This is a genomic window from Sulfolobus sp. E5-1-F, assembly GCF_009601705.1.
In the GTDB taxonomy this organism is placed as follows: Archaea; Thermoproteota; Thermoprotei_A; order Sulfolobales; family Sulfolobaceae; genus Saccharolobus.
This window is the reverse complement of record NZ_CP045687.1, coordinates 1,270,215-1,292,844: the sequence shown is the minus strand read 5'-3', so window position 1 is coordinate 1,292,844 and position 22,630 is coordinate 1,270,215. Positions and strand designations below refer to the sequence as shown.

The following is a 22,630-nucleotide window of genomic DNA, read 5'->3' as shown; positions in this document are numbered from 1 at the left end:
AAATGAGGACTTTAGTAGGAAGTATACTCTTAACAATTTCCCAATGGTATGCCTTCTTTTTATTTTCTCAGCTTTCTTTTATAGAATTTAATGTTGTAATTGGCTCAATAATTTTCGTTTTGGGTTTTATAGCCAGAATGTTAGGGAGTATAATATTTGGGTATATAGGAGATAGAGTAAATAGAAGGGTTGCATTAATCCTAACTGATGTTACGTTAGCGATTTCATCCATAATAGTGTTGATACCTAATAATATCTATCCCCTAATTATTTCCAGACTTTTGCAAGGTCTTAGTTTAGGTGGAGAATGGGGCGGAGCTAGTACTATTATTATAGAAGTGTATTCTGAGCATAAATTTAGAGGGTTTATAACAAGTTTATTACAACTATCAGTCCCAATTGGCATTATACTATCTTCACTCACAATTCTAGTAATAAATTATTACGTAATTTATTGGCCTTACTCATTTCTTGCAGTAACCTTCCTATCACTTCTCTCATTATTACTAGTCAGGGACGTATCTACACAAAAAGTGGCTAGAAGTAAAACACAACCATTATTAGAAGCAATAAGGCACGATTGGGCCAACATATTAAAATCAATAGGAATTAAAATTAGTGAAAGTGCGAATTTCTATATTTTTACCTCCTATATTTTTACAAAATCATCCTCAATTTCCTTTCTCTCGTTAATAGTGATAATCTCAATTTCTTTCCAACTTTTCCTAATTCCATTATTTGGCTACTTAAGTGACCTAGTTGGAAGGAGGAAGGTAATAATCATTGGGTTAATATTAATGATGACAGCCGGTATCGTGCTAACAAGAAATTTACTTCCAGGGGAAATACTAATGTCAGTTTCAGACTCCGCATTATATGCCCCGCAATCCTCAATATTTACTGAGATATTTGATAAAAAATATAGGTTTACTGCATCAAATTTTTCCTACCAAGTGGCGAGTATATTAGGAGGTTCACTAGCTCCAGTGTTACTAAGAACTAATCAATCTTCGCTTCTCTTAATCACATTATCATACGTACTAGTTACGTTCATAAGTGTAATATTAATTACAGAAACCAAGGGGAAGAAGATCTAGCTCCTCTCTATCACAGCCGTCATACAATGAATACCACCAGCACCACCAGTCAAATTTGAAACCTCAACCTCTATTACATCATACTCTTTTTCAAGCTTTCTATTTGCGGGATTTTTAGGCGATAAAATCTTACCGTCATCTGCAGTCAAAAAATTAGTTATGTAATTCTTAGCCTCACCCACACTCACTTCAATCAAATTAAATCCCTTCTCCTTAACCACGTACTCATATAGTGTTGTCTTCCTTATAGCCTTCCCATCGTAATAAACTACAACCACACTCTCCTCCATCAAACTCCTAACACTAACTACCGAACTGGAAGATCCAACGTTGAAGAAAGTATCCAAATGGATAAACTCTTCCCTATTCCAATCTACTATGCCTATCTCACCATTCAAAATCTTAAACAGCTCACTTACACCCTCTAGATTACTTCTAACCCCAACACCTATTAAGCTAAAATCACCCATTGGAAAGAAATCTCCACCCTCAAGTTTACCTCTACTTATCTCCTTATATTCCATATTTAACGCCTCCCAAAACAACTTCATAACCTCAACTTCCTTCTCTCTCTGATGTGTAGCCATCCTCCCCATTATTATTCCCTTTTCTGTAGTAATCTGCTGATCTCTCATGAAGTAAAGATTAGAAAGAGGGTTAGTCAGTTTAACCTCTAACTGTACACCTTTCTCACTCTTTTCATAACTAAGAATCGGTCTTAAGATCAACAACTCTACAAGGAACTCGGGATCATCACTATTAATTCCAACTTTTTCTATCACCTTCTCCCTAAATTTACTATTCTTTCTAATCTTGTTCGCAATTGTTTGTCTAAGTCTATATATTTTAACTCCTTCTTCTTTTAACGCTCTTCTAAGGTTATCGTGTTCTCTCCTTGCCTTACTCCAATTGAATCGTCTCTCATAAAGGAAGGACGAGGGATCTAGAAGACCAAACATTACCTCCAAGCCAGGCTTATGCATTCCTACAGCTCTAAGCTTTCCCCACTCAGCAAACATTATTAGAATAAAATCGGCGTTAATCTAAATAAAATTAAGGAGAGACATTAAGGGATGCATTTAATATCCTTTCCAATGCATGCTCAGTACCTTCCATGAAGTGATCTCTACTCCAACCCTCTGTTAGCTTCAAAAGACCGCTCATGGTAACCTTCCATTCAGAAGAGATCTTACCTTTAGAGACTTTCACCTTATTATATCCCCTTATCGGCCCTTCAACATACTCAAAGGTTAACGTCCTTTCATCATCATTGACGATTATCCTAACTTTACCCGAAGAGGGAAACGCAAACCTTATTTTCCCTTCATAAACGTTCTTATCTACTTGCTTAACTTTTAACTCCCTAACACCCCTCCAGTAGTTTGGAATGGAATTTACGTCCTTGACTATTTGCCATACTATATCCTCTGGCATATTGAAGCTCTTCTCAATTAAGAACTCTATCATTATTGCAATTAATCTCGCTCAAGGATAAAAACATTTTTTAATAATTAAATCACTCGTCATTATCCGTCTTCTATCTGAATTCCTTGTTATTATAATAATAATTAATAATGATTTTAAACCTCCAATCGTAAATGATATTATGTATCTGATTGCAACTGACAATGGATTATATAAGTTAGACAAGGAATTGGAGAAATTAACAGAAGACTATGAAGTTAACGATGCGATCTTACCCTATATTTGCTCATCAGAAAGAGGAGTAATTTTCAATTACAAAGAGGTAATAATAAATGAAGGGTGTTGGAGATTATGGGAGTTTGGAAATACAATTTACGCTTCAATTGAGGGACCTAAGATATACGAGATCAAAGATGGAAAAGTAAAAGAGATACTAAACCTAACTAAAGAAGCAGAAAGATTAGGCTGGGAATTTCCCTACGGTCCAGCACACATAACGGATTTCGCACTATTTAGAGATCAAATAGTTGCAACTGTCGAAGAAGGAAACTTACTCATAGGGAAGTCCATTAGTCAACTAAAGCCATTAGATTTCTTCGCAGACATGCACAACCTTTTAGCTTATGGTGAAAATCTACTAATAGCTACGGCAAATGGAATTTACGTAACTAAAGATCTCACTATTTTTAATAAAGTCATAAATGGTTACGCTCACGGATTGGAAAATTTAGGAGGAATAATTGTGGGGCATATAATGAGCCAAGAGCCCTTAATAATTTCCAAAGATAATGGGATTAGTTGGGATAAAGTAAGTCTTAAGCTACCAAGACCTACATTTGGTGTAACAGCAATAGCTAAAAAAGATGAGAGAAAGGTTATTTACTCTACTTCTGCAATATATGAGGTAGATGTTATTGAAAACAAGGCTATAGAGTTAGTTAAAGAGATACCAATGACGAGAAGAGTAATAAGAGTTTAATTATTAAGATAAGAAAACGTGTACTTAAGAGGAGAATTTAAATTCCAAAAAGCGAAATTAATAATTAAAGATATAGACTTTACAACAAAAATTATTTTTTAAATTTTTCACATAAGGTACTAAGGTTCTCCGTAATACTCACCTCATAACTCGACATCTCCTGGAATATTTGTTCGTATCTGAGGTATTGAAAGTATAAACTTTTTATTGAGTTGATTTTAGCTCAAACTCTTAATTTCCAATAAATCTAATTCATTCAAATACTCATGTTTATGGGGCGTATTACGATAGAAGAAATTGACCAAAAATGAAAGTAAACATGTACACCTTGGCTTCAAGTCAAGTAGTAAGGTATGCAATAATAATAACAGCAGCATCTCTACCACTGATCCTAGCAGCACTACATGTAGTGCATGCTGGAGAATCAAAATTACCAGGTACTGGTTAGATATGTTAAACTCTTTTTAGAATTTTGAAGATACTATTTTTATGTATTCTCACTACTTATTATCAACTGGAGTATGACTGATTCTATTAATTCAGAGAATCTTGCTAAGTTATTACATTACGTTCAGAGGTTTGGTGATCACAATTACGACCTATTGCGTGAATTAACTGGTATAGAAAATATCAGAGATGTACTATCTAAACTTAAAATATTGGTCGGCCCTTCCCCTAAATTTCATACATTAGGATTATCACTCTTTCATACTACTATTAAGTTATCTAAAGATTCAGCTTTACAACCCGTTGACTTTTACTACCTCTTTGACGGCATGATAATAGCGTCATTGAGGGACGTTTTGACTAGTGATACAATAGTTCTAGATGTGGTGTTTCCTAGGGGTAGGTGGGATTTTGTTCAGATTTTGGAGAAGATGAGTGAGAGTGAACTGGTTAAGGATTACGAGACTTATCTAGAATACAAGAGGGAAATTTACCCTGTTGATTACTCAGCATTTAATTTTGAGAGTTTAATGTTTGAAAGGGCTATTTTGGATAAGCCTAGGGAGCCTTTTCAGTTGCCGGATTTGAGTGATGGTTTTAGTCCAGATTGGGTTGATATTTACGCGTTGGGAAAGAAACAAGAAGATCCCTTAAGCTCGTGGGATGAGATTGCTAAGTCTTTAGGTGTTTCAGTGGATGAGGTTATTTATCATTACTTTAATCACGTTGTTGGTAGGGGTTTGGTTGACGCTTTTTACACTTATTTGGGTAAACTTGATTTTAGGATTTCGTTGATCGTTAATGACGTTAATGATGAAATTGTTAGGGAGTTGAGTAGGATTGTAACTCTCTTAAGGGTGTCTTATTTGCATAATGATAAAATATACGCTTTTATTGTTGGTCAGAGGCACATGTTGCTTGATATCTTGGGGTTTGTCAACAAATTATCCTCAGCATATCACTTTTCATATGATGTTTACGTTCACCCTATTACGCCTTTGAGGGATTTCGTCAGAACGTATTCCATACCTTATGAGCACTTTACAAAAGAAAATAAGTGGTCTATAACTTTGCGTGAGTTAAAGGAAAACTTCGAGAAAGAATTAAATAGGTTGTTGGAACAAAGGAAAAGTGTCTAAAAATAGCGTTAAGTCACGTATTTACGACACTGTTGAGGGAAAACCTTGGTCTTTCAAAGAGAAAAAAGGAGAAATAAGATAAAGTATTAATGTGAAGATGAAGTTAAAGTTTGGCAACTTTTTTATTCAACTAAATTATATCATAACTATGGCTGATCTGGAATCTCTTTACGATAGGTTCAGATACCGTTACGTGGAAGTTAGGAGGCATGTTGTGTCGACGTTTGGGATGTCTTTTCTTAATGGTAGATTGATGGGATCGTTTAGGTTTAGAGATGATGGCTATTCAGTTAGGTATTTCAACGATGGTGTACTATATTTCGTTTCATCAAATAATCTGAATGATTTACTCAATGGTAATAATAAGGAGTATAAGATAGAGGGGTGGGAGGGGGGTTTTGATAATACTGAACCTAAGGAGGGTAGTTATGAGGTTAAAGAGAGCAAACCTTTTGATCTCATGTCAATTGATGAGAAGATAAGCTTCTTCAAGAACCTATATGAAGCTGTGAAAGATTTTCGTTCACTTAAGAGCGTTTCATTTTTCTATGACGAGAGTGTTGAAGAGAAGGAGATCATAGTTAACGGTTCGCGTATAGTTGGAAGGGTTCCTAGGCTTTACGTAGGAATGAGTTTAGTCCTTAACGAAAACAATAGGACAGCTACTGCGTTTTATGAACTTGGAGGAAGTGGTGGATTAGAAGTGTTAGATAGAATGAATTTAAATGAGGTTATAGTGGATAAAGTTAGGTCTGTTACTGAGGTCTTGGCTAAGGGTAAGAGCTTTGGTGAGAGGACTACTGATGTGGTTTTGAGTAATATGTTAACTGGTATAATGGCTCACGAATCTGTTGGGCATCCATTCGAGGCTGATAGGGTTTTAGGTAGGGAATTCGCTCAGGCTGGTTTAAGTTATCTAGCTGAATTGAAGGATAATAAGATAGGTAGTGATGTCGTTACTGTTATAGATGATCCTACAATACCGAATAGTGGTGGTTATTATACAATAGACGATGAGGGTGTTGAAGCTAGGCCTAAATACTTAATTAAGGATGGTAAGGTTAACGAATATTTGCAAAATAGGTTTAGTAGTAGTAAATTTAACGTTAAGAGCAATGGTTCAGCTAGGGCTGCAAACTTTGATAGAGAACCTTTAATTAGGATGTCTAATACTTTCTTTAAACCCGGTAATATGACCTTTGATGAACTTTTAGAAGATGTTAAGGAAGGCGTTTATATAAAGAGTTACATGGAGTGGAATATTGATGACATGAGATTAGGTCAACGATATGTTGGGTTAGAGGCTTATGAGATTAAGAACGGTAAGATTGGTGATCCAGTTCTCTTCCCGGTTTTTCAAGGGAAGACAACTGAATTGTTAAAGGCAGTTGACGCAGTCGACAATACTTTAGTATTCTATCCGGGTACATGTGGTAAGGGTGATCCGGATCAAGGCATACCTGTTTGGCTAGGGGGGCCTAATATGAGATTGAGAAATGTTAGGATTAAGGTGATGGGAAATGAATGAGGAAATGGTAAAATACGTGCAAGAAGTAAAGGGAGAGGAAGTAGGACTATTGAAAGTAAGGATGAGAAGGATAATCATTAAGCTAGTGGAGAGTAAGGTAGCTACAATACAGAGAATGACTAACAGTTACTATTTCTTAGCGTTAAAGAAGGATAGTCAAGGATTCTTAGGTAGGATAAGCGATTTAAATGAGAAACCTAAACTAACTCCTGTAGATTTCTTCCCTATTATGAGTAAAAATGAGCGAGAATACAAAGTGGTTAGGTATAACACTAACATTTTATCACTATTTGACGATCTATCACCTCTTTTATCTCTCATAAATTCAGAATATCCCCTTTACGGTATAATATCGATAGATGATGTGGAAAGGTCCTTGGTCACATCTAAAGGATTTAACGGAACGGAAAACAATCAGAGTATAAGTGGTTACTTTAGGGTTAAGAATAAGGAACATAGTGGGCAATGGGCTTTTTCGTCAACTAATTTCTCTCCCTCTCAAATTAGGGATAGTATAAAGAAGGCTAATGAATTGGCATCAATTACTGGTAAATACGAGATTTCTGAAGGTAAATATGACGTAATTCTCTCTCCTTTAGTGATGGGTAATTTAATGGAGGGTGTTGCGAGGATGGCTTCAGGCTACGCTATAATGTCTGGGATGTCGATGTTAAAGCCTGGAGAAAAAGCTGGATCAGATAAGTTTACATTATTAGATACTCCTAAGGAGGATAGACCTAACTCATGGGGATTCGATGATGAAGGTACGTTTACCTATAACAAGGCTATAATAGAGAATGGTGTATTTACAACTCCTTTACTAAATAATGAACTATCAACTGTCTTTAAATCACCTAGTACTGGAAATGCAGGATGGATATATCCAACAGCGTGGAATTTAGAGGTTAAGGAGGGTGATACTAGTTTTGAATCACTGCTATCCGGTAACGTAGTTTTCATAAACAATGTATGGTATACTAGATTCCAAAACTATGCTGAGGGCGATTTCTCAACCGTAGCTAGAGATGCTACCGTGGTTTATAAGAACGGTAATCCTGTTGGAGTAGTGGGTAGGGTGAGGATAGCCGATAATTTAAAGAAGATTTTAAAGAATATAGTAGAGTTATCTAAAGAGAGATATTCTGTAAGATGGTGGGATGCCCCAATGCAAGGGGTTTACCCATACGCTTTAGTCAAGGACGTTAGGTTAAGTCTAGCGTGATGAACCGTGTTTCAGCCGATCTGTGACGATAGCCCTTCGGCTGAGCAATTTTTTATTTTATAATTACTAATTTTTATTTGTGAATGAGGAGGAGTATAGGTTAAAGTTAAGAGAATGGATAAGAAATAACGCTCCAGAGTCGTTAAAGGGAAGAAAAATCCTATTTGAGACAGTAGAATTTGATGATTATAACGAATTAAGGTCTTGGCAAAGGAAGTTAGCTGATGCCGGGTACTTAGGAATAACTTGGCCTAAGGAGTACGGTGGACAAGCTTTAGATCCAATTTACGAAGTGATCGCTTATGAAGAATTCATAAGGGCTGGATTGCCATACGGTAGAAGTTTGGGTTCAATTGGTTTAATGGTAGTGGCTCCTGCCATTTTAAAGCATGGAAATGAAGAGCAGAAAAGAAAGTATTTACCTAGAATATTGAGAGCTGAGGATATATGGTGTCAAGGTTTTTCTGAACCTCAAGCTGGTTCAGATTTGGCATCAGCAACTACTAGGGCTGAGGATAAGGGTGATTACTTTCTAGTTAATGGACAGAAGATTTGGAGTAGTTATGCTCACATTGCTGATTATATGATACTATTAGCGAGAACTGGTGAGGATAAGTATAAGGGCTTAACGATGTTTATACTTAACATGAAGCAAGAGGGAATCAGAGTATCCCCCATACATCAATTAACGGGAAAGAGCGATTTTAACACTGTGTATTTCAATAATGCGAAGGTTCCTAAGGAGAACATTATAGGTAACGTGGGTGATGGTTGGAAGGTTGCAATGACAGTTTTAAATCATGAGAGGTTCATGTTAGGAGTTACAATGCTATTTACGTCGAAGATAGCCCTAGAAAGTTTGAAAGGCGTAAGGGAGAGAGAGGAGTTGGAGGATGAGGTTGAAGGTCTAGAGGCGTTTTATAGGAGAATTTTAGTAAAGTTAAGGAGAGGAGAGGATATAGACGTAGAGGGTTCTATGTTGAAGCTTTTGGCGTCAGAGTTATTGCAAAGGATATACGAGATTGCAGTGACGAATTACGACTTGGAGACGATAATGAAAGAGAAGTGGTATTTAGGTATGTTAGCTTCTAGAGGCAGAACGATAGCTGGTGGTACATCGGAGATTCTTAGAAATGTGGTTGGTGAGAGAGCTCTTAAACTTCCGAAATAATTATATTGTGTTTCTCTCTTTCATATAATATGTTCTTTGAAGATTTTCAAGTAGGACAAAAATGGGAAAGTAAAGGAAGGACAATAACGGATGCAGATGTTGTAATTTTTACTGGAATAACTGGTGCACTTAATCCACTATTTTTAGATGAGGAATATGGTAAAAAGACTAGATTTAAGGGTAGAATAATACCTGGTTTATTAACAGCCTCAATTGCAGTAGGCTTAACTTATCAATTACCTTCTGACCCTTTTGGCGAGGGCTTTGTAGCTCTAACTAAATTAGAGATGGATGCCAAGAAACCAGTGAAAATAGGGGATACTTTAAGGGCAGTAGTCGAGGTTACTGACAAGAAGGAGAGAGAGAAGGATGGTAGAGTATATTTGACAATAAGGACGCTTAATCAATTGGGAGAAGAAGTAATGACGTTAAAAATGGAAATATTGTGCAATAAGAGAAGTTAAATAGCAATTAAAGTGAAGAAGTAAGTTATTTTCGTTAAAAAAAATGAATATTATTTTTATTACGCATTATATTATCCATGTTTTAGCTATGTACTTTAGGTGAATTTAGCTTGAATACTAGGCCTCAAATATTTTCGTAAAATTTCGGAAGTATAGACAGCAATTTCATTCATTTGAAACTTATTAGTCCAAGCCACTTTCACCAAACGCTTTAATTGTGTAACAAAATTTTTGAAAAAGATTAAAAATTGCTACATCTTCTCCTTGTCTACAACTAAATCATATGTCAAATTGAAGATAAGCTGATACTTTATGTGATTTATACTAAATTAACAAAACTGTTTTCCATACTCATTTTCGTTTAGGGAATGATACCTATTAATATCTTCGTTTCTAAGTAAAAACTACTTGGGGGTTTTGGCTTCATAGGATTTCATGACATTAACCCTCAGCCCTTGGGCTTCACCAAAGTCACGAAGCTTTGTTCCATTCATTCTTATTCGCCCCATTAGCGGATTAACTTGTATAGAACGCCCCATTTGTTAGCGCTTCAGCGTAAAAAGTTATCATGAAATGTATAAACTTTACGTATTTTAGTTAACTGGTAACGGGTTAATTCTCGCTAACATTAACACTAATTTGCACTTTGTCTTCAAAGGTCTGCTACTATGAATTTGTCAAGGAATGTTACTGTGAAGTGACTACACTGTAATTTCCTAATACCTTTTATTTTGACTTTTAAAAAGAGTCAACTATTCCTAAAAGTGACTCATAGAAAGAGTCAAACTTATTATAAAGTTACCATAGATTTTCTTAGTGAATAGGGAGTTAATATTAAAGGCGTTAATAGATTGGAATTTCTGGTACAAGGACCAATTCGTCGGGGTTGAAAGAGATTACTCTGATCAATTGTTAGACCTATTGGAAAAGGGTTTGGCAATATCGGTAATTGGGGTAAAAAGATCGGGAAAGTCCACAATCATTAATCAAGTTGTTAAAAAGCTAATAGAGGAAAAAGGAGAAGATCCATTTGATACACTAATAGTTAACTTTGAGGACTCTCGCTTTGGCGATATAAGAACTGCTAACGATTTGTTCTCTTTATATGAGTTATATAAGGAGATAAGGAAAAAGGAAAAAGATAGCAAACCGTACATTTTCTTAGATGAGGTTCAGAAGATCAAGGGATGGGAGGGATTCGTTCGATCGATCATAGATAGAAAGGAGGCTAATATAGTGATTTCTGGATCAACAGCTTCAGTGAACAATAAGAGCGTCAGAGAGGTATTAGCTGGTAGGCATTTAATTCTAGAAGTCTTTCCTTTATCCTTTAAAGAATTCCTGAAATTTAAGAATATTAGAGTGGAAACGGAATTAGATATGATAGCAAAAGGAAGCGAGATTAAAGCGCTGTTCTCAGAATACCTAAACTACGGAGGATTTCCCCTAGTAGTATCCAATGAGAGAGATAAGGAGAAGATATTGCTACAATTGTATGAGGATATAATTTTTAAAGACGTAATTAGTGAATGCAATATAAGGAATGAGGAAGAAGTTAAGAACTTAGCATTATTTTACATCTCAAACGTAGGGAATAAGATACGTTTTAGAAAAATATCTAAATCTCTTAATATTCCCTTTAGAAACGTCCAAAGGTATACCGAATGTATGAAAAATGCCTATCTTATTTTCTTCGTAAAAGCCCTAAGTCCAAAGCTGAGTGAAATGACTAAATACGATAAGAAAGTGTATTGCATAGACAATGGCATATCTAACGTGTTAGGATATAAGTTAAATCAAAATATCGGTGGCTTATTTGAAAACCTAATATTCCTAGAACTCTTGAGGAGATACGGGATTAACAATGTCTTCTATTATAGGGGTAGAAAGGGTGAAGTAGACTTCGTCGTTAAAGTGAAGGATGAGATAAGGGAAATATATCAAGTGACTTACAAGTTAAGCGATGTAGAGAGGGAGATAAAAGGTATCGAGGAGTTTTTAAAGATAAGAAAGACAAAGGCTTACATTATAACTTTTGACGATGAGGGAGAGATAAAGGTTGGAGATGACGTAGTGAAAGTGGTTAAGGGATGGAAATGGTTATTGTTGGAATAACTTCCCTAGTAATATAACCCTTTTCAGATGAAGGTGCAAATCTAGATCTGCAGTAAACCCTATTCCCCCATGAGACTGAATTGAATTGAGAATTGCTTTGAAGGCTTTCTTGTACGCATGTCTAAATATCCTCTCTGGATTTGTCGGATTAACCAAATACCTAGATCTAACTAACTCTATTCCTAAGGCATCGTCAACAATCCTATGTTTTATTGCTTGATAAGACCCAATTGGCTTACCAAACGCTATCCTATTTTTAGAGTACTCAACAGTCTCCTTAAGCACAGCAGTTGCATGACCTATAATTTGAGCCGAGGCGAGTAAAGTTACCTTATTAAAATCAACATCCGATTTTCTCCACTTTCCCTCAACTATCCTATAAACTCTCACTGAAGGATCTGGTGATTCTATCTCCTCAACATTTACGTCATTTTTATTTGAAATTCCCTTTGGTGTAACAATGATTTCAGCTTTATCGATCTCAGCAACGTAATTAACACCAACACTTACAGGATAGTCAACTCCTAACATTGAGCTAAAAGCGACTATCCCCGGCAATAAGTTCTCACCAATAATCTCGTTTAATAACAAGGCGTTTGTTAAACCAGTCTCCCTGATAAACTGGAAGATACCCAAATCCTTAACCTTATTGAACACTTCCATAATTTTATCTCTACTAACCTCATGTTTCTTAGCCCCATATTTATTCCATTCCCTACTTAAGAACTCGTTAAATGAGTTTTTAACCAGTTCTAAATCCTCATTTGTCTCAACGTCCAAAAGCAACTAACCTTCACCACAATATATAACTAGAAATCAAGGTTTAAATTACTATACTAAAAACTTAGAGGAACTAACACCATGCGAAACGTAGACCATTGATGGGTTAAACGACTTTATCTTCTCAACGCTTTTCCTTAACCCATCAAAGTCCTCATAAATATTAGGATACTTTAATCCCCTCTTATCACCTTGCAAAGTATCGCCAACTATTATAGCGTTCAATTCCGGCAAGTAAATTGAAATGGAATCGTTAGTATGACCGGGAGTCTTAATTATTTCGATGCCTTTTGCCAGCTCACCTTCCTCTAGAACAAAATTCACGTCTACTCCATTAAATTTCCTAAAGAAGAAAGGTTTGCCAAGAGAGAAAATAACTTTAAGCACTGAAGAATGTAGGACTGGTTCCCTTATTTTACCGTTCTTTAAATAATCAACGCCGTTCTCATCAATCCCAAACTTAGCGTCATTAACAAATCTCTTTACTTCGTAAGCTCCTCCAATATGATCTACGTGTGAATGGGTGAATATGACGCTTTTTATCTTGTTAAGATTCTTCCCAAGCTTGGTTACACCCTCGATAACTCTTCTACCACTACCGGGAGTACCGCTGTCAATTAGGATCAGACCATTCTCGTTAGTCTCTATTAGAAACACCTTAACGAAACTTAGAGGAATCTCAAAGACTTTCATAGGAGATAATTAGTAGTTAATGCCTAATATGAATTACCTATATAGGTTAATTGGTTGAGGGGAAGAGCGATACTCTCCTCAGCTAGGGAAACATGGTCGATCTCGTAACTGAAGTGAAATCTTCGGGAGCAACAGTAACATATCTATATTATTATTAGGATATCTTAGTTAGAGAGAAAAGGAACCCTTACCATCATCATCGGTAGATTTACACTATAATAATGTTGGTGGAATTGAGGAGTATGGAGTTTCAATACGATTGCTATTGGCACCTTTTATGAGGATAGTTACAGTGCGGTAACCTTTCGATATATAAAAATAAGAGGAAGAGTATTGGAGATAATCAAGGTATATAAAAAGACTAGAGATTAACGGTTTAGAGAAAACGCTTAGTATTTTGTTAGAGAATCTTGGAACATTTAAGAGCTATACTTTTCATCTTTGTAACCATTCATATAGTTCCTTGAAATCTTTGACCACAACATCTGGTTCATAGCCTAGCGGGTCAAATGGCATATTTCTCCTGTTAACGTATATGCCCTTCATTCCACTATTCTTAGCACCAATAACATCGAATGGATTTGATGAGACCAGATATGCCTCTCCCTTAACTGCCTCAAGGAAGTATTTGTAGACCTTAGGTGAGGGCTTATATTCCTTTACCTTTTCTGCACTAAATATTCCTTTAAAATAGCTTAACAGACCATTAAGCTTCAAAAGTTCCTCTATAGTCTTAGTCGTACCATTGGATAAAATGTAAATATCAGCTATTGTGGAGATGTCCTTTAAATAGATTGAATCTTGATGCGCCCTTAGATTTCTCCACTTATTTAATTCCTCCTCCATTTTGTCCTCTCCTAGAGTGTATCTTATTGCCATCTTGGTTATCTCATCGAAATCCACATATCTCCCCATTATGGTCAATAGCCAAGTATATTCTAACTGTTTTCTTCTCATCTCTTGTGAAACTGACGATAGGTCTAAAATTGTACCATATAGGTCAAACGCCAGTATTTTCTTTTCTTTTCCCATATCTTTTATTATGCTTTTATGTGTATATAAGCAATTCTAAATATCTCTTAACCAACCCAATTATCCAGTGTGATATTAGGATAGTAGGAATAGCTGTTACAGATATCATTGTATTTTATATGAAGGGATGCAAGTATTTCATTTGTGTTAATAATACTGAAAAACTATAGCTTGTTTGGGCTATATCAAATGGTTAAAGTTTTTGGAGAAATGGCTGGGGAAGTATTACTTTCAATTTACTGTATGATTGAAAGTACCCCAATTTCCACTGGAGTTTAGGCTTTAGTATTGTCTTGTCCAGTTAACTGGAGGTTAACTCGTCAAATTCACCTAAATCTTTTCCAGAAATGTTTGAGTGCCTAAAATTAACGATATGACGTCAAACTACGCTCAATATACCGCTACGACCATTTCCTATGTACATAGTAAAAATAGTAAGAATAGAGACTAAAAATGTGAATAGGACAAGATTTTTATCTATATACTTAAAATGCTGAATAAATAGCGAAATATTCTATTATACTCTCCATTTGCTAAACTTTTCCCTAAAACTTAAGGGAAGTAGAGTCTAGACTTGCGTTAAGGAGCGAAATTATCTCATCATAATTTTTATTTGAATCCGCACAAATAGGAAAACATAAATAGTTAGAGTCTTAACTATTAGTTATGAGCTCAAGCAATCTAGCACTTCTAGTTCTCATCTTTGGAACTTTGATGTCAGCAATTGATACCACGATAGTAATTTTAGCGATCCCATCGATAACTGAAGAACTTCACGCAGACCTATTTACTATGATCTGGGTAATAATCTTATATTTACTAGTCATAGCAGTGTTCACTACACAGTTAGGAAGGTTAGGTGACATATATGGAAGGGCTAAATTTTACAATTTAGGTTTCGCAATCTTTACATTAGGTTCAGCATTATGTGGAGCAGCTCCCAATGCGATTTCTTTGGTTGCATTTAGGGGAATTCAAGGTATAGGGGCAGCGATGATGCAAGCTAATGCTGGGGCGATAATAGCAGATATTTTTCCTCCAAATAGAAGAGGGAGGGCTTATGGATATACTTCAATTGGTTGGAACGCAGGAGCTACGTTAGGTATAGTGCTAGGCGGATTTATTACTACCTTCGTTGGTTGGCGTTATATATTCTACATTAACGTACCAATAGGAATTGTTGCACTTATCTTGGGTTTAAGATACATTAAAACTTTAGAGACTAGAAAGGTCAAATTGGACATCGTTGGAATGGTCACTTTATTATTTGCATTGTCATCTATGGTCTACGGCGCTGTTGACATTGCTGGATATGGAATTAGGACTTTAAATATTGTCTTGATTTCTCTCGGTCTAGTAGTTTTGCTAATATTCTTCTGGTTAGAGAGAGGCCATGAATTCCCAATAATTGATTTAAGGGCTTTTAAGGGTAATAGGGTCTTCACGTTTTCATTGCTTGCGTCTTTCTTACAAAGTACCGGTTATTTAGCGACTGCGTTTATTGTAATTATGTATTTACAAGGCATAAGAGGTCTATCTCCCCTTAATGCGTCTCTTCTTCTTGTCCCTGGTTATGTCTTAGCTAGTCTAGTAGCTCCATTTACTGGTAGATTATCTGATAAAATAGGTGCTAGAATACCTGCCACTATAGGAGTTGGGTTAATGTTAATAGCTGTCTTAATTTACCTCACTCTCTCCTTGAATACACCTCTCTCTATCGTAATATTAGCTTCTATAATCGGAGGCTTAGGTTCTTCATTATTCTTCCCAGCTAATAATAGTGCAATTATGGCAAATGCTCCTAAGGGATTTTATGGTGGTGCATCTGGACTTGCAAGGACATTAGCAAATTTAGGGAGTATAATCAGCTATACAATAGCAATTACAATATCCTCTATTGTAGTTCCCAGATATGTGGCCTTTGAGGTTTTCCTTGGAACTTCAAATCTCATAGGTGGTGTTGCTTCAGCGTTTCTGACGGGCTTAAAGGCCGCATTTTACGTTTCCTTGGGAATACTAGCACTAGCATTAGTGTTATCTGCGATAAGAGGAAAAGAGGTTAGGGCTCAAGTAGCTAAGAGTATAGAAAGTAAGTGAGTTTAATAAAGTCCTTGTATAATGAATATTGAAAAAGTTCTTCTTATGAATAATACTATTTTTATGGTCTACGATTTCCTGAACTTTTACTCCATACCTAGCTCGCTTCATTTTCTTCTTAACATTATAACAGATATTATACCTATTACTACTATCACAACTCCCAATACTACATAATCTCTAATTATTGATATTGTAATCTGACCGCTAATCGTAGGTCTATAGTTTAATGCTACCATTACAAACATTGCAGATGACCAGGTTAACGGCGAAGTCGTAGGTAAGGGGTACGCGTATTTAGGATCTATGGCTTCTGGTAAAAGGCCATGTTGTGAGTGATCATATGCCCAATACATTAAGTTAAGTGCTTGATTGTTATTGCCTAATTGTTCTAGGTATAAGGCCTCAAATAGTGTGGTTATTATCCATGGAGGTTCAGGTGCTGTAGCGTCGTAAAGGGATTGGGAGTAGTGATACATATCGTAAGGAAATCTGGCTAGTCCGCCAGTTTGGAAGAGTGTTTTATTTACTAGTTTAAAGTTTGAAATTGAATAATTGGAAGTAGGAGGAAGGTAACCAAGATCAATTGGCAGTAATGTGGCAGAATCTACAGATGGGGGTTCTGACGTTAATACCGTCTCGCTTTTTCCTCCCTCAAACTCGACAGAAACTCCTAAGGCTGAGGCAAAATAATTGTTGTTCCAGAAATCATTCAAGATACTCTGATTTAATTCCTTCTCTACGCCTAGAATTATAGTGTAATTGCTAAAGTTTAGTGCCTTATACATTTCAGCTACGCTTTTTAATCCAAGAGCGTTAAAAGCTTCTGTCCAAAAGTGATACGCATCTCTATCTTCCCATACACTTAGATCTTGAGGAAGCAGATGGTAATTGCTCCCATTTATCTCTTTAATCTGATAATTCACGGATTTATCGAGAGTAGGTAATATCTGTTTGAGAAATGTTACATTATGAGTTATATTATAATACTCAAAAACCCCAACTTCGTATAATCCTATTCCATCAAGCTCTGGTATACCGAATGTAGTATCAGGATTGCCGGTATAGAAATTATACCTAGTGTACCAAACTCCGGGTTGCAATTGTTCAGCGTGACTCATCCATACCCAAAACTTTAAAGCAGAGTTGTAATGTCCAGACAATTGTAAGGCCATAGCACTAAAAGCTGAATCCCTCACCCAAGAAAACAAATAAATTGGCGAGGGTGAAGCCGCAAATGTCCCTAGATATGGGTTTTGATCGTCTTTAATTAGTAGAAGTGAAAGATAATATTCTTTCAATAAATTGTTTGGTAAGCCATTTGGTAACTTAGATGCATTAAGCCATCTTTCAACCTCTACTTCGTTTAATTTAACTAACCCCGATACGTTAAAATTAGGCTCTTGTCCAACACTTAACTCTATAAACCATTCTCCCTTGTGAACGTTTATTTTTAAGATCTTGTTTTGAATAAGGTAGCTCGCATTAGTGACAATGTAAATCTGAGGAGTGGTGTTTACAATTATCGTAGAACTATTTATTGCTATTGTAGTATTAGTGACAATGTCAATTGAGGTTGTCGAGTTGGCATTAAAAAGAAGTAGAATATATGGAGTCTTAGGTGGCATAATTATAGAGATGTTTCCATTAGTTGATACTAGATTAACAGTGTTATCAAGATTCAAATAGGCTAATGTTGTCATAATGCTGAAGCTCACGGTAAGGTTAACTATACCATATTCTCCAATGTAGAAGTTTCTTATGGATGTATTAAAGAGAGGAAATCCATTAATTTGGGGATTCGGTATTGGTACTCCAGTTACTATCCAAATGGACTGGTTTTCCCAATTGTTCAATAGTAGATAAGATGGCGAATAGTATTGTTGGGAAGCTGTAGCAGAGAACGTTAAAAATGGGCTTAGAAAAGATAAAAGCATGAGAATGATAAAAATAATTTCTTTTCTTTTCACTTCTTATTCACTTTCTCATATTGTTCAAGTAGATTTCTTTCACTTAAAGCATCGAAGAGAACTACTTTTGTGGTATCAATGGATAATCTTACCTTTTCTCCTCTTTCTCGTCTAGACAGTGATTTCTCTATAACTCTAATCATAGTTTCGTCATTGATCTTCAAGTGAATTATACTATATGGTCCTAGATCCTCTACCATTTCAACCTTCCCCTCTATTTCTCCGCTATTGCGTATCTCTATATCTTCTGGTCTAATTCCTACAAGAACTTTTTGACCACTTTTCACTAAATTCTTAAATTCATTTGGTAATCCTATTCTATAGTTATCTATTATTATCGAATCACCTTCTATTTCACCTTTTATAATGTTCATAGGGGGATTCCCTAGAAAGTTCCCTACCCAAGCAGTATTTGGTCTCTTGTAAATTTCCATCGGATCACCATAAGCTTGTACTACACCATCGTGAAGTATTGCCAATTTCGTTGCTAAGCTTAAAGCCTCAACTTGATCATGTGTAACATATATTATAGTAGGCTTAAGATCACGTTGTAGCTGTTTGAGCTCTTCCCTAGCCACTACTCTAACTTGTGCATCTAAATTAGATAAAGGTTCGTCCATTAGTATTATATCAGCTCCTTTTACTAATGCCCTTGCAATAGCAACCCTTTGCATTTGCCCTCCGCTTAGCTGACTAGGTTTTCTCTCTAACAAATTGTCTATCCTTAACATTTTAGCTACTTCCAATACCCTGTTCTTTATCTCATCCTTAGACAAATGCATCACTTTTAACGGGAATGCTATATTATCATAAACTGACATAAAGGGATATATTGCGTAGTTTTGAGGTACCATTGCTACTCTTCTATCTTTAGGTGGCAAATCGTCAACTAGTTCGCCTCTTAGATATACGTGTCCCTTATCTTGCCTTAATAATCCAGCTATAATCTTCAAAATTGTAGTTTTTCCTTCTCCAGATGGACCTAAGATTACTACAAATTCCCCCTTTTCTATATCTAAATTCAGTCCTTTAAGAACTTGCACTTTCTTTTTCTTCTCCTCATACTCCTTCCAAATATCCTCTAATTTAACATAACTTATCATTGTTTCACCCCTGCTAAATTGCTATATGCACGAGTCATCATTCTTTGCGAAACAATGAATAATGCCATTAATGGTATCCCCATTATAACTGCTCCAGCTGCAAATATATTGTATGCTGGAGCACTTGCTTGATTTAGCAAACCAGCCATATAATACAATCCTATTGTTGCAGTCCATTCTTTCACATTGGGGAGGAGAAACGAATACGCTAATGCGAAATCCAAGTACGTTCCGCTAAAGCCTAATAGCGCTGTCAAAGCCACTACTGGTAATGCTAATCTCATTACTATTCTTAAGAATGCCCCAAATCTAGATAGACCATCAATCATTGCTATCTCTTCATAGGATGGTGAAATCGAATCAATGCTTAATTTAGCTATGAAAGCTGCAAAAATTGATGTTCCTGGAGTATAAGCTAGAATCAGACCTATGTAGTTAAGCAAATGGAACTTAGCAAATAATAGATATAAAGGTACCGCAGAAGCAGTATATGGGAAAAACGTAACGATATAGATAAACGTTGCTAAAATTTTCTTTGCAGGCACATTAAGCCTAGATAAAGCATATCCGGTTATTAAGGCTAATAGAACTGATATGACAGCTGTAGAGCCGGCTAGTATTAAACTATTTCTTATCCATAACGGGAAGGAGCCTCCATATAAGTTTGTTTTAAATAAGTACTCGTAGGCTGTGAAGTAAATGTGTTTAGGCAATAAGTCTGAAACAGCTAATGAAATCAAGTTTGGAGCATTACTAAATGAGGTCATAAAGACATAATAGAGTGGGAATATAGAAAAAGCAGCCATTATTATCAATATAGCATATGAGATGACTAATCTTAGGATTTTAAATAACTTATATTTTTTCATCTGCATCACGTGGATCACCTCATGTAAATGAATCTAAAATTCTAGTGTATTTGATAACTATTATTCCTAAAACTATTACAAAAATAGTTGATATTATGGACCAGGCCGCTGCTAAAGCGAAATTATTGTAACTAAATGCCTCCTGATAGGCATACACTATAAACGTCTCAGTTGAAATTCCTGGACCTCCACCAGTTAAGACATATATTGGATAAAAGTTATTCCAAGTAAATACGAAGCTAGTTATGAATACGAATGCTATAGTCCTCTTAAGAGAGGGTAAAGTTATGGTAAAGAATTTCATAAAGGCATTAGCTCCATCCAGATCTGCTATATCGTATAATTCTCTAGGTATACTTTGCAAGGCAGAATAGAATACTGTCATAAAATATGGGAAGGAAAGCCAATCATTAGTGAGTATTAACTCTATCCAAGCATCAGTCGTTGAAGTCAAAGAGTTTACTCTAGGTAAATGGAGTAGTGGCAAGATCAATTTATTCATCATCCCATATGGGTCAACCCATAAACCTTGCCATATTAGGATAGATATGAAGCCAGGAAAAGCCCAAGGTAATATTAATATAGCGTAAAAAATTGATCTCCCCTTAAGGTCTGTTTGGTTTAGAATTAAGGCTAATACAAAGCCTAACGTCATCATGGTTAATAAGCTACCTATGGTCCATATTAACGTATTCTTTAATAGCTCTAAGAAATAGCCATATTGAAATATTATGAGATAGTTCCTCAATCCCACATAACTATAGGTTAAAAAGTGTAATAAGCTTAGATTAGTAAATGAAATGTAAACTGAATAAAGTAATGGAAATACGAAGAGGAAAACTGTTACAATAACTATAGGTAATATATAAAAAAGGGAAAATAACTTCTCTTTTTTCATTTCCTAATTCACCATCTTTTTCTAGGACTAATTACTACAACCATTGGTGTTAATATCACTGAGATTAACGCTAACATATATTGGAATGGAGGAACTATGGGTAAAGGTAGTAATGTAGACAATAGACCGTTTTGTACAAGAGCCTGGATGAAAGCTTGTTCCATTCCTTGCGCCGCTTGACTTGAATTTATCTTATTTGCGAAGAACTCACTAGCGTATTGATGGAATGAGTTCCAATAGTACGCCATTTGAGGTATGTTAGGGAATTGTTGACCATATTGGGCTTGTTCTAAAATTCCTTCCATTATTTGATTAAGGTATGTCGGTTGTAACATTCCTTCCTTTAATTGGGTCAGAGCCTCGTTATAGGCTTGTAAATTAGCTGGTATGTCGTGTGCAACTTCCCACAACCTCAAATCAGCTTGATAGTTAGTGAAATAGAGAACGAATATTAGAGCTGCCTTTATTTGTAATTGTGTAGCACCGCTTGCTTGAGGTGAAGCTATTAGAAAACCGGTAGAACCAATAAATGGTGCAGCCCTTAATCCAGTCTGACTAACCACTGGTAACGGTGCAGCACCTAAATTAGGTCCTAATGCTTGGAGATATGCATTCAGATCCCAAGGACCATCAAATATTATGGCAGTTTGATTAGCGACAAATAACTGACCTTCAGCACCTCCAGCACCAGTAGAAGGAGCTAAGTAATTAACCTTAAGATTATAGGTTAAATTATACCAGAAGTCCAGTGCGTTAACCATAGCAGTGCTGTTTAAGGCGGGGATGATCTTACCATTATTAGTAGCAAATATTTGTCCTCCAAATCCAGCAAACCATGCTGCAAATCTATAACCATATTCGTCGCCAGCTCCATAAGCTATTCCCCAAACATGATAGGTTTTATTAACGCTTTCAGCTATTTGCACTAGTTGTTCAGTAGTGTTAGGGGGATATGGGACGAACTTCTTGTTGTAGAACATTACAATATAATTCACATTATCTGGTAGTCCGTATAGAGAGCCGTTTAATTCCCAATCTTTTATTGCAGTAGGTACATATAATGACGTAATGCTCTGAGGCAAATATTGAGATAAGTTTAATACTAGTCCAGCGGCGAATAATGCACCTCCAGAATCGCTAGTGTCTCTATATATTATTGGGGCTTGTCCAGCCTTTGCGGCAGTCTCAAATTGGGAAGTACCAACTCCAACTCCATAAGTTACTTGGACGTGAATCCATGGAAATGCTTGCTCGAACTGTGCTAGTGTCTCATTAAAAGCTTGATTTTCAGAGGCACTGTAACTGTTCCATACAGTTATTGTAACTGGTGTAGAAGGTGCAGTTGAAAGACCAACTAACTGCATTAAAGATTGAGGATTGCTAGTATTTAGAATGTTTGAGGTTGTCGTGGTTGACGTCATTGACGTAAATGTAGAGGAGGTAGTTGTCATTGTAGTTGATGGATGTTGACTACTTAAATATGCATAAATACCTCCTATGGCTATTATTATTACTACAACTATAATTACAGCTACTAGTGTCTTTGAAATTGCCTTGTAATCTATCTTTTTTCCTTTTCTGTTCAAGGCAAGCTCACCTTA

19 protein-coding genes and 1 pseudogene are annotated in these 22,630 nt (G+C 35.9%); 10 read left to right on the top strand and 10 right to left on the bottom strand.

From position 1 onward, the window contains the following. Nucleotides 1-2 precede the first annotated feature (2 nt). Nucleotides 3-1,097 (top strand): MFS transporter, encoded by a 1,095-nt coding sequence (locus tag GFS03_RS06250; RefSeq protein WP_153423009.1) that lies wholly within the window; start codon nucleotides 3-5, stop codon nucleotides 1,095-1,097. On the opposite strand, the gene GFS03_RS06245 is transcribed toward GFS03_RS06250, so the two are convergent. Beyond that, nucleotides 1,094-2,116 carry an arginine deiminase family protein gene (locus GFS03_RS06245; protein WP_153423008.1) on the bottom strand — a complete coding sequence of 341 codons (1,023 nt, stop codon included), beginning with the start codon at nucleotides 2,114-2,116 and terminating at the stop codon, nucleotides 1,094-1,096. The genes GFS03_RS06250 and GFS03_RS06245 overlap by 4 nt on opposite strands. Nucleotides 2,117-2,150: 34 nt before the next feature. Continuing rightward, nucleotides 2,151-2,598 (bottom strand): annotated as a pseudogene (locus GFS03_RS06240) (SRPBCC family protein). A gap of 105 nt (nucleotides 2,599-2,703) precedes the next feature. Between GFS03_RS06240 and GFS03_RS06235 the strand changes: the two are divergent. From GFS03_RS06235 to GFS03_RS06205, 8 genes are all read left to right on the top strand, one after another. Further along, complete coding sequence (locus tag GFS03_RS06235) at nucleotides 2,704-3,501, top strand: hypothetical protein (RefSeq protein WP_153423006.1); 798 nt, start codon at nucleotides 2,704-2,706, stop codon at nucleotides 3,499-3,501. 307 nt (nucleotides 3,502-3,808) lie between these two features. Beyond that, nucleotides 3,809-3,949 carry a hypothetical protein gene (locus tag GFS03_RS13335; RefSeq protein ID WP_167738481.1) on the top strand — a complete coding sequence of 47 codons (141 nt, stop codon included), beginning with the start codon at nucleotides 3,809-3,811 and terminating at the stop codon, nucleotides 3,947-3,949. 73 nt (nucleotides 3,950-4,022) lie between these two features. Next, on the top strand, nucleotides 4,023-5,087 hold the full coding sequence (locus GFS03_RS06230) for a hypothetical protein (protein WP_153423005.1): 1,065 nt from the start codon (nucleotides 4,023-4,025) through the stop codon (nucleotides 5,085-5,087). A gap of 148 nt (nucleotides 5,088-5,235) precedes the next feature. Further along, on the top strand, nucleotides 5,236-6,615 hold the full coding sequence (locus tag GFS03_RS06225; RefSeq protein ID WP_153423004.1) for a TldD/PmbA family protein: 1,380 nt from the start codon (nucleotides 5,236-5,238) through the stop codon (nucleotides 6,613-6,615). Then, nucleotides 6,608-7,837, top strand: a complete 1,230-nt coding sequence (locus tag GFS03_RS06220) for a TldD/PmbA family protein (protein ID WP_153423003.1) — start codon at nucleotides 6,608-6,610, stop codon at nucleotides 7,835-7,837. The genes GFS03_RS06225 and GFS03_RS06220 overlap by 8 nt, the downstream gene beginning before the upstream one ends. 79 nt (nucleotides 7,838-7,916) lie before the next feature. After that, the gene (locus tag GFS03_RS06215; protein ID WP_153423002.1) at nucleotides 7,917-9,008 is read left to right on the top strand and encodes an acyl-CoA dehydrogenase family protein; all 1,092 of its coding nucleotides are present in this window, start codon (nucleotides 7,917-7,919) and stop codon (nucleotides 9,006-9,008) included. 29 nt (nucleotides 9,009-9,037) lie between these two features. Beyond that, nucleotides 9,038-9,472, top strand: coding sequence for a MaoC family dehydratase (locus GFS03_RS06210; protein ID WP_153423001.1), 435 nt, complete (start codon nucleotides 9,038-9,040; stop codon nucleotides 9,470-9,472). An 816-nt stretch (nucleotides 9,473-10,288) separates the two neighbouring features. Continuing rightward, nucleotides 10,289-11,587, top strand: coding sequence for an ATP-binding protein (locus tag GFS03_RS06205; protein ID WP_153423000.1), 1,299 nt, complete (start codon nucleotides 10,289-10,291; stop codon nucleotides 11,585-11,587). Here GFS03_RS06205 and GFS03_RS06200 read toward each other — a convergent pair. The 3 genes from GFS03_RS06200 to GFS03_RS06190 all read right to left on the bottom strand — a co-directional run bounded on the left by GFS03_RS06200 (nucleotide 11,573) and on the right by GFS03_RS06190 (nucleotide 14,092). After that, the gene (locus tag GFS03_RS06200; protein ID WP_153422999.1) at nucleotides 11,573-12,373 is read right to left on the bottom strand and encodes an acyl-CoA dehydrogenase family protein; all 801 of its coding nucleotides are present in this window, start codon (nucleotides 12,371-12,373) and stop codon (nucleotides 11,573-11,575) included. The genes GFS03_RS06205 and GFS03_RS06200 overlap by 15 nt on opposite strands. Nucleotides 12,374-12,418: 45 nt before the next feature. Beyond that, a complete protein-coding gene (locus GFS03_RS06195; protein ID WP_153422998.1) occupies nucleotides 12,419-13,060 on the bottom strand; it encodes an MBL fold metallo-hydrolase in 642 nt (213 codons plus the stop codon). A 435-nt stretch (nucleotides 13,061-13,495) separates the two neighbouring features. Further along, on the bottom strand, nucleotides 13,496-14,092 hold the full coding sequence (locus tag GFS03_RS06190) for a haloacid dehalogenase type II (protein ID WP_153422997.1): 597 nt from the start codon (nucleotides 14,090-14,092) through the stop codon (nucleotides 13,496-13,498). Between the two features lie 666 nt (nucleotides 14,093-14,758). Between GFS03_RS06190 and GFS03_RS06185 the strand changes: the two genes are divergently transcribed. Beyond that, nucleotides 14,759-16,189, top strand: coding sequence for an MFS transporter (locus tag GFS03_RS06185; RefSeq protein ID WP_153422996.1), 1,431 nt, complete (start codon nucleotides 14,759-14,761; stop codon nucleotides 16,187-16,189). Between the two features lie 107 nt (nucleotides 16,190-16,296). On the opposite strand, the gene GFS03_RS06180 is transcribed toward GFS03_RS06185, so the two are convergent. The 5 genes from GFS03_RS06180 to GFS03_RS06160 are packed head-to-tail and all read right to left on the bottom strand — an operon-like array spanning nucleotide 16,297 to nucleotide 22,615. Continuing rightward, nucleotides 16,297-18,126 (bottom strand): glycoside hydrolase family 15 protein, encoded by a 1,830-nt coding sequence (locus tag GFS03_RS06180; RefSeq protein ID WP_181443801.1) that lies wholly within the window; start codon nucleotides 18,124-18,126, stop codon nucleotides 16,297-16,299. A gap of 29 nt (nucleotides 18,127-18,155) precedes the next feature. Continuing rightward, complete coding sequence (locus GFS03_RS06175; protein WP_153422994.1) at nucleotides 18,156-19,262, bottom strand: ABC transporter ATP-binding protein; 1,107 nt, start codon at nucleotides 19,260-19,262, stop codon at nucleotides 18,156-18,158. Then, on the bottom strand, nucleotides 19,259-20,137 hold the full coding sequence (locus GFS03_RS06170) for a sugar ABC transporter permease (protein WP_153424563.1): 879 nt from the start codon (nucleotides 20,135-20,137) through the stop codon (nucleotides 19,259-19,261). Before GFS03_RS06170 ends, GFS03_RS06175 begins: the two co-directional genes overlap by 4 nt. Nucleotides 20,138-20,150: 13 nt before the next feature. After that, nucleotides 20,151-21,029, bottom strand: coding sequence for a carbohydrate ABC transporter permease (locus GFS03_RS06165; RefSeq protein ID WP_153422993.1), 879 nt, complete (start codon nucleotides 21,027-21,029; stop codon nucleotides 20,151-20,153). Between the two features lie 8 nt (nucleotides 21,030-21,037). After that, nucleotides 21,038-22,615, bottom strand: coding sequence for an extracellular solute-binding protein (locus tag GFS03_RS06160; RefSeq protein WP_153422992.1), 1,578 nt, complete (start codon nucleotides 22,613-22,615; stop codon nucleotides 21,038-21,040). Nucleotides 22,616-22,630: the final 15 nt, after the last annotated feature.

Coding starts and splice junctions, on each gene's coding strand:
- GFS03_RS06235 (WP_153423006.1), top strand. CDS start 2,704: ATGTATCTGATTGCAACTGACAATGGATTATATAAGTTAGACAAGGAA.
- GFS03_RS06250 (WP_153423009.1), top strand. CDS start 3: ATGAGGACTTTAGTAGGAAGTATACTCTTAACAATTTCCCAATGGTAT.
- GFS03_RS06225 (WP_153423004.1), top strand. CDS start 5,236: ATGGCTGATCTGGAATCTCTTTACGATAGGTTCAGATACCGTTACGTG.
- GFS03_RS06180 (WP_181443801.1), bottom strand. CDS start 18,126: ATGCTTTTATCTTTTCTAAGCCCATTTTTAACGTTCTCTGCTACAGCT.
- GFS03_RS06185 (WP_153422996.1), top strand. CDS start 14,759: ATGAGCTCAAGCAATCTAGCACTTCTAGTTCTCATCTTTGGAACTTTG.
- GFS03_RS06190 (WP_153422997.1), bottom strand. CDS start 14,092: ATGGGAAAAGAAAAGAAAATACTGGCGTTTGACCTATATGGTACAATT.
- GFS03_RS06245 (WP_153423008.1), bottom strand. CDS start 2,116: ATGTTTGCTGAGTGGGGAAAGCTTAGAGCTGTAGGAATGCATAAGCCT.
- GFS03_RS06165 (WP_153422993.1), bottom strand. CDS start 21,029: ATGAAAAAAGAGAAGTTATTTTCCCTTTTTTATATATTACCTATAGTT.
- GFS03_RS06230 (WP_153423005.1), top strand. CDS start 4,023: ATGACTGATTCTATTAATTCAGAGAATCTTGCTAAGTTATTACATTAC.
- GFS03_RS06210 (WP_153423001.1), top strand. CDS start 9,038: ATGTTCTTTGAAGATTTTCAAGTAGGACAAAAATGGGAAAGTAAAGGA.
- GFS03_RS13335 (WP_167738481.1), top strand. CDS start 3,809: ATGAAAGTAAACATGTACACCTTGGCTTCAAGTCAAGTAGTAAGGTAT.
- GFS03_RS06220 (WP_153423003.1), top strand. CDS start 6,608: ATGAATGAGGAAATGGTAAAATACGTGCAAGAAGTAAAGGGAGAGGAA.
- GFS03_RS06195 (WP_153422998.1), bottom strand. CDS start 13,060: ATGAAAGTCTTTGAGATTCCTCTAAGTTTCGTTAAGGTGTTTCTAATA.
- GFS03_RS06175 (WP_153422994.1), bottom strand. CDS start 19,262: ATGATAAGTTATGTTAAATTAGAGGATATTTGGAAGGAGTATGAGGAG.
- GFS03_RS06170 (WP_153424563.1), bottom strand. CDS start 20,137: ATGCAGATGAAAAAATATAAGTTATTTAAAATCCTAAGATTAGTCATC.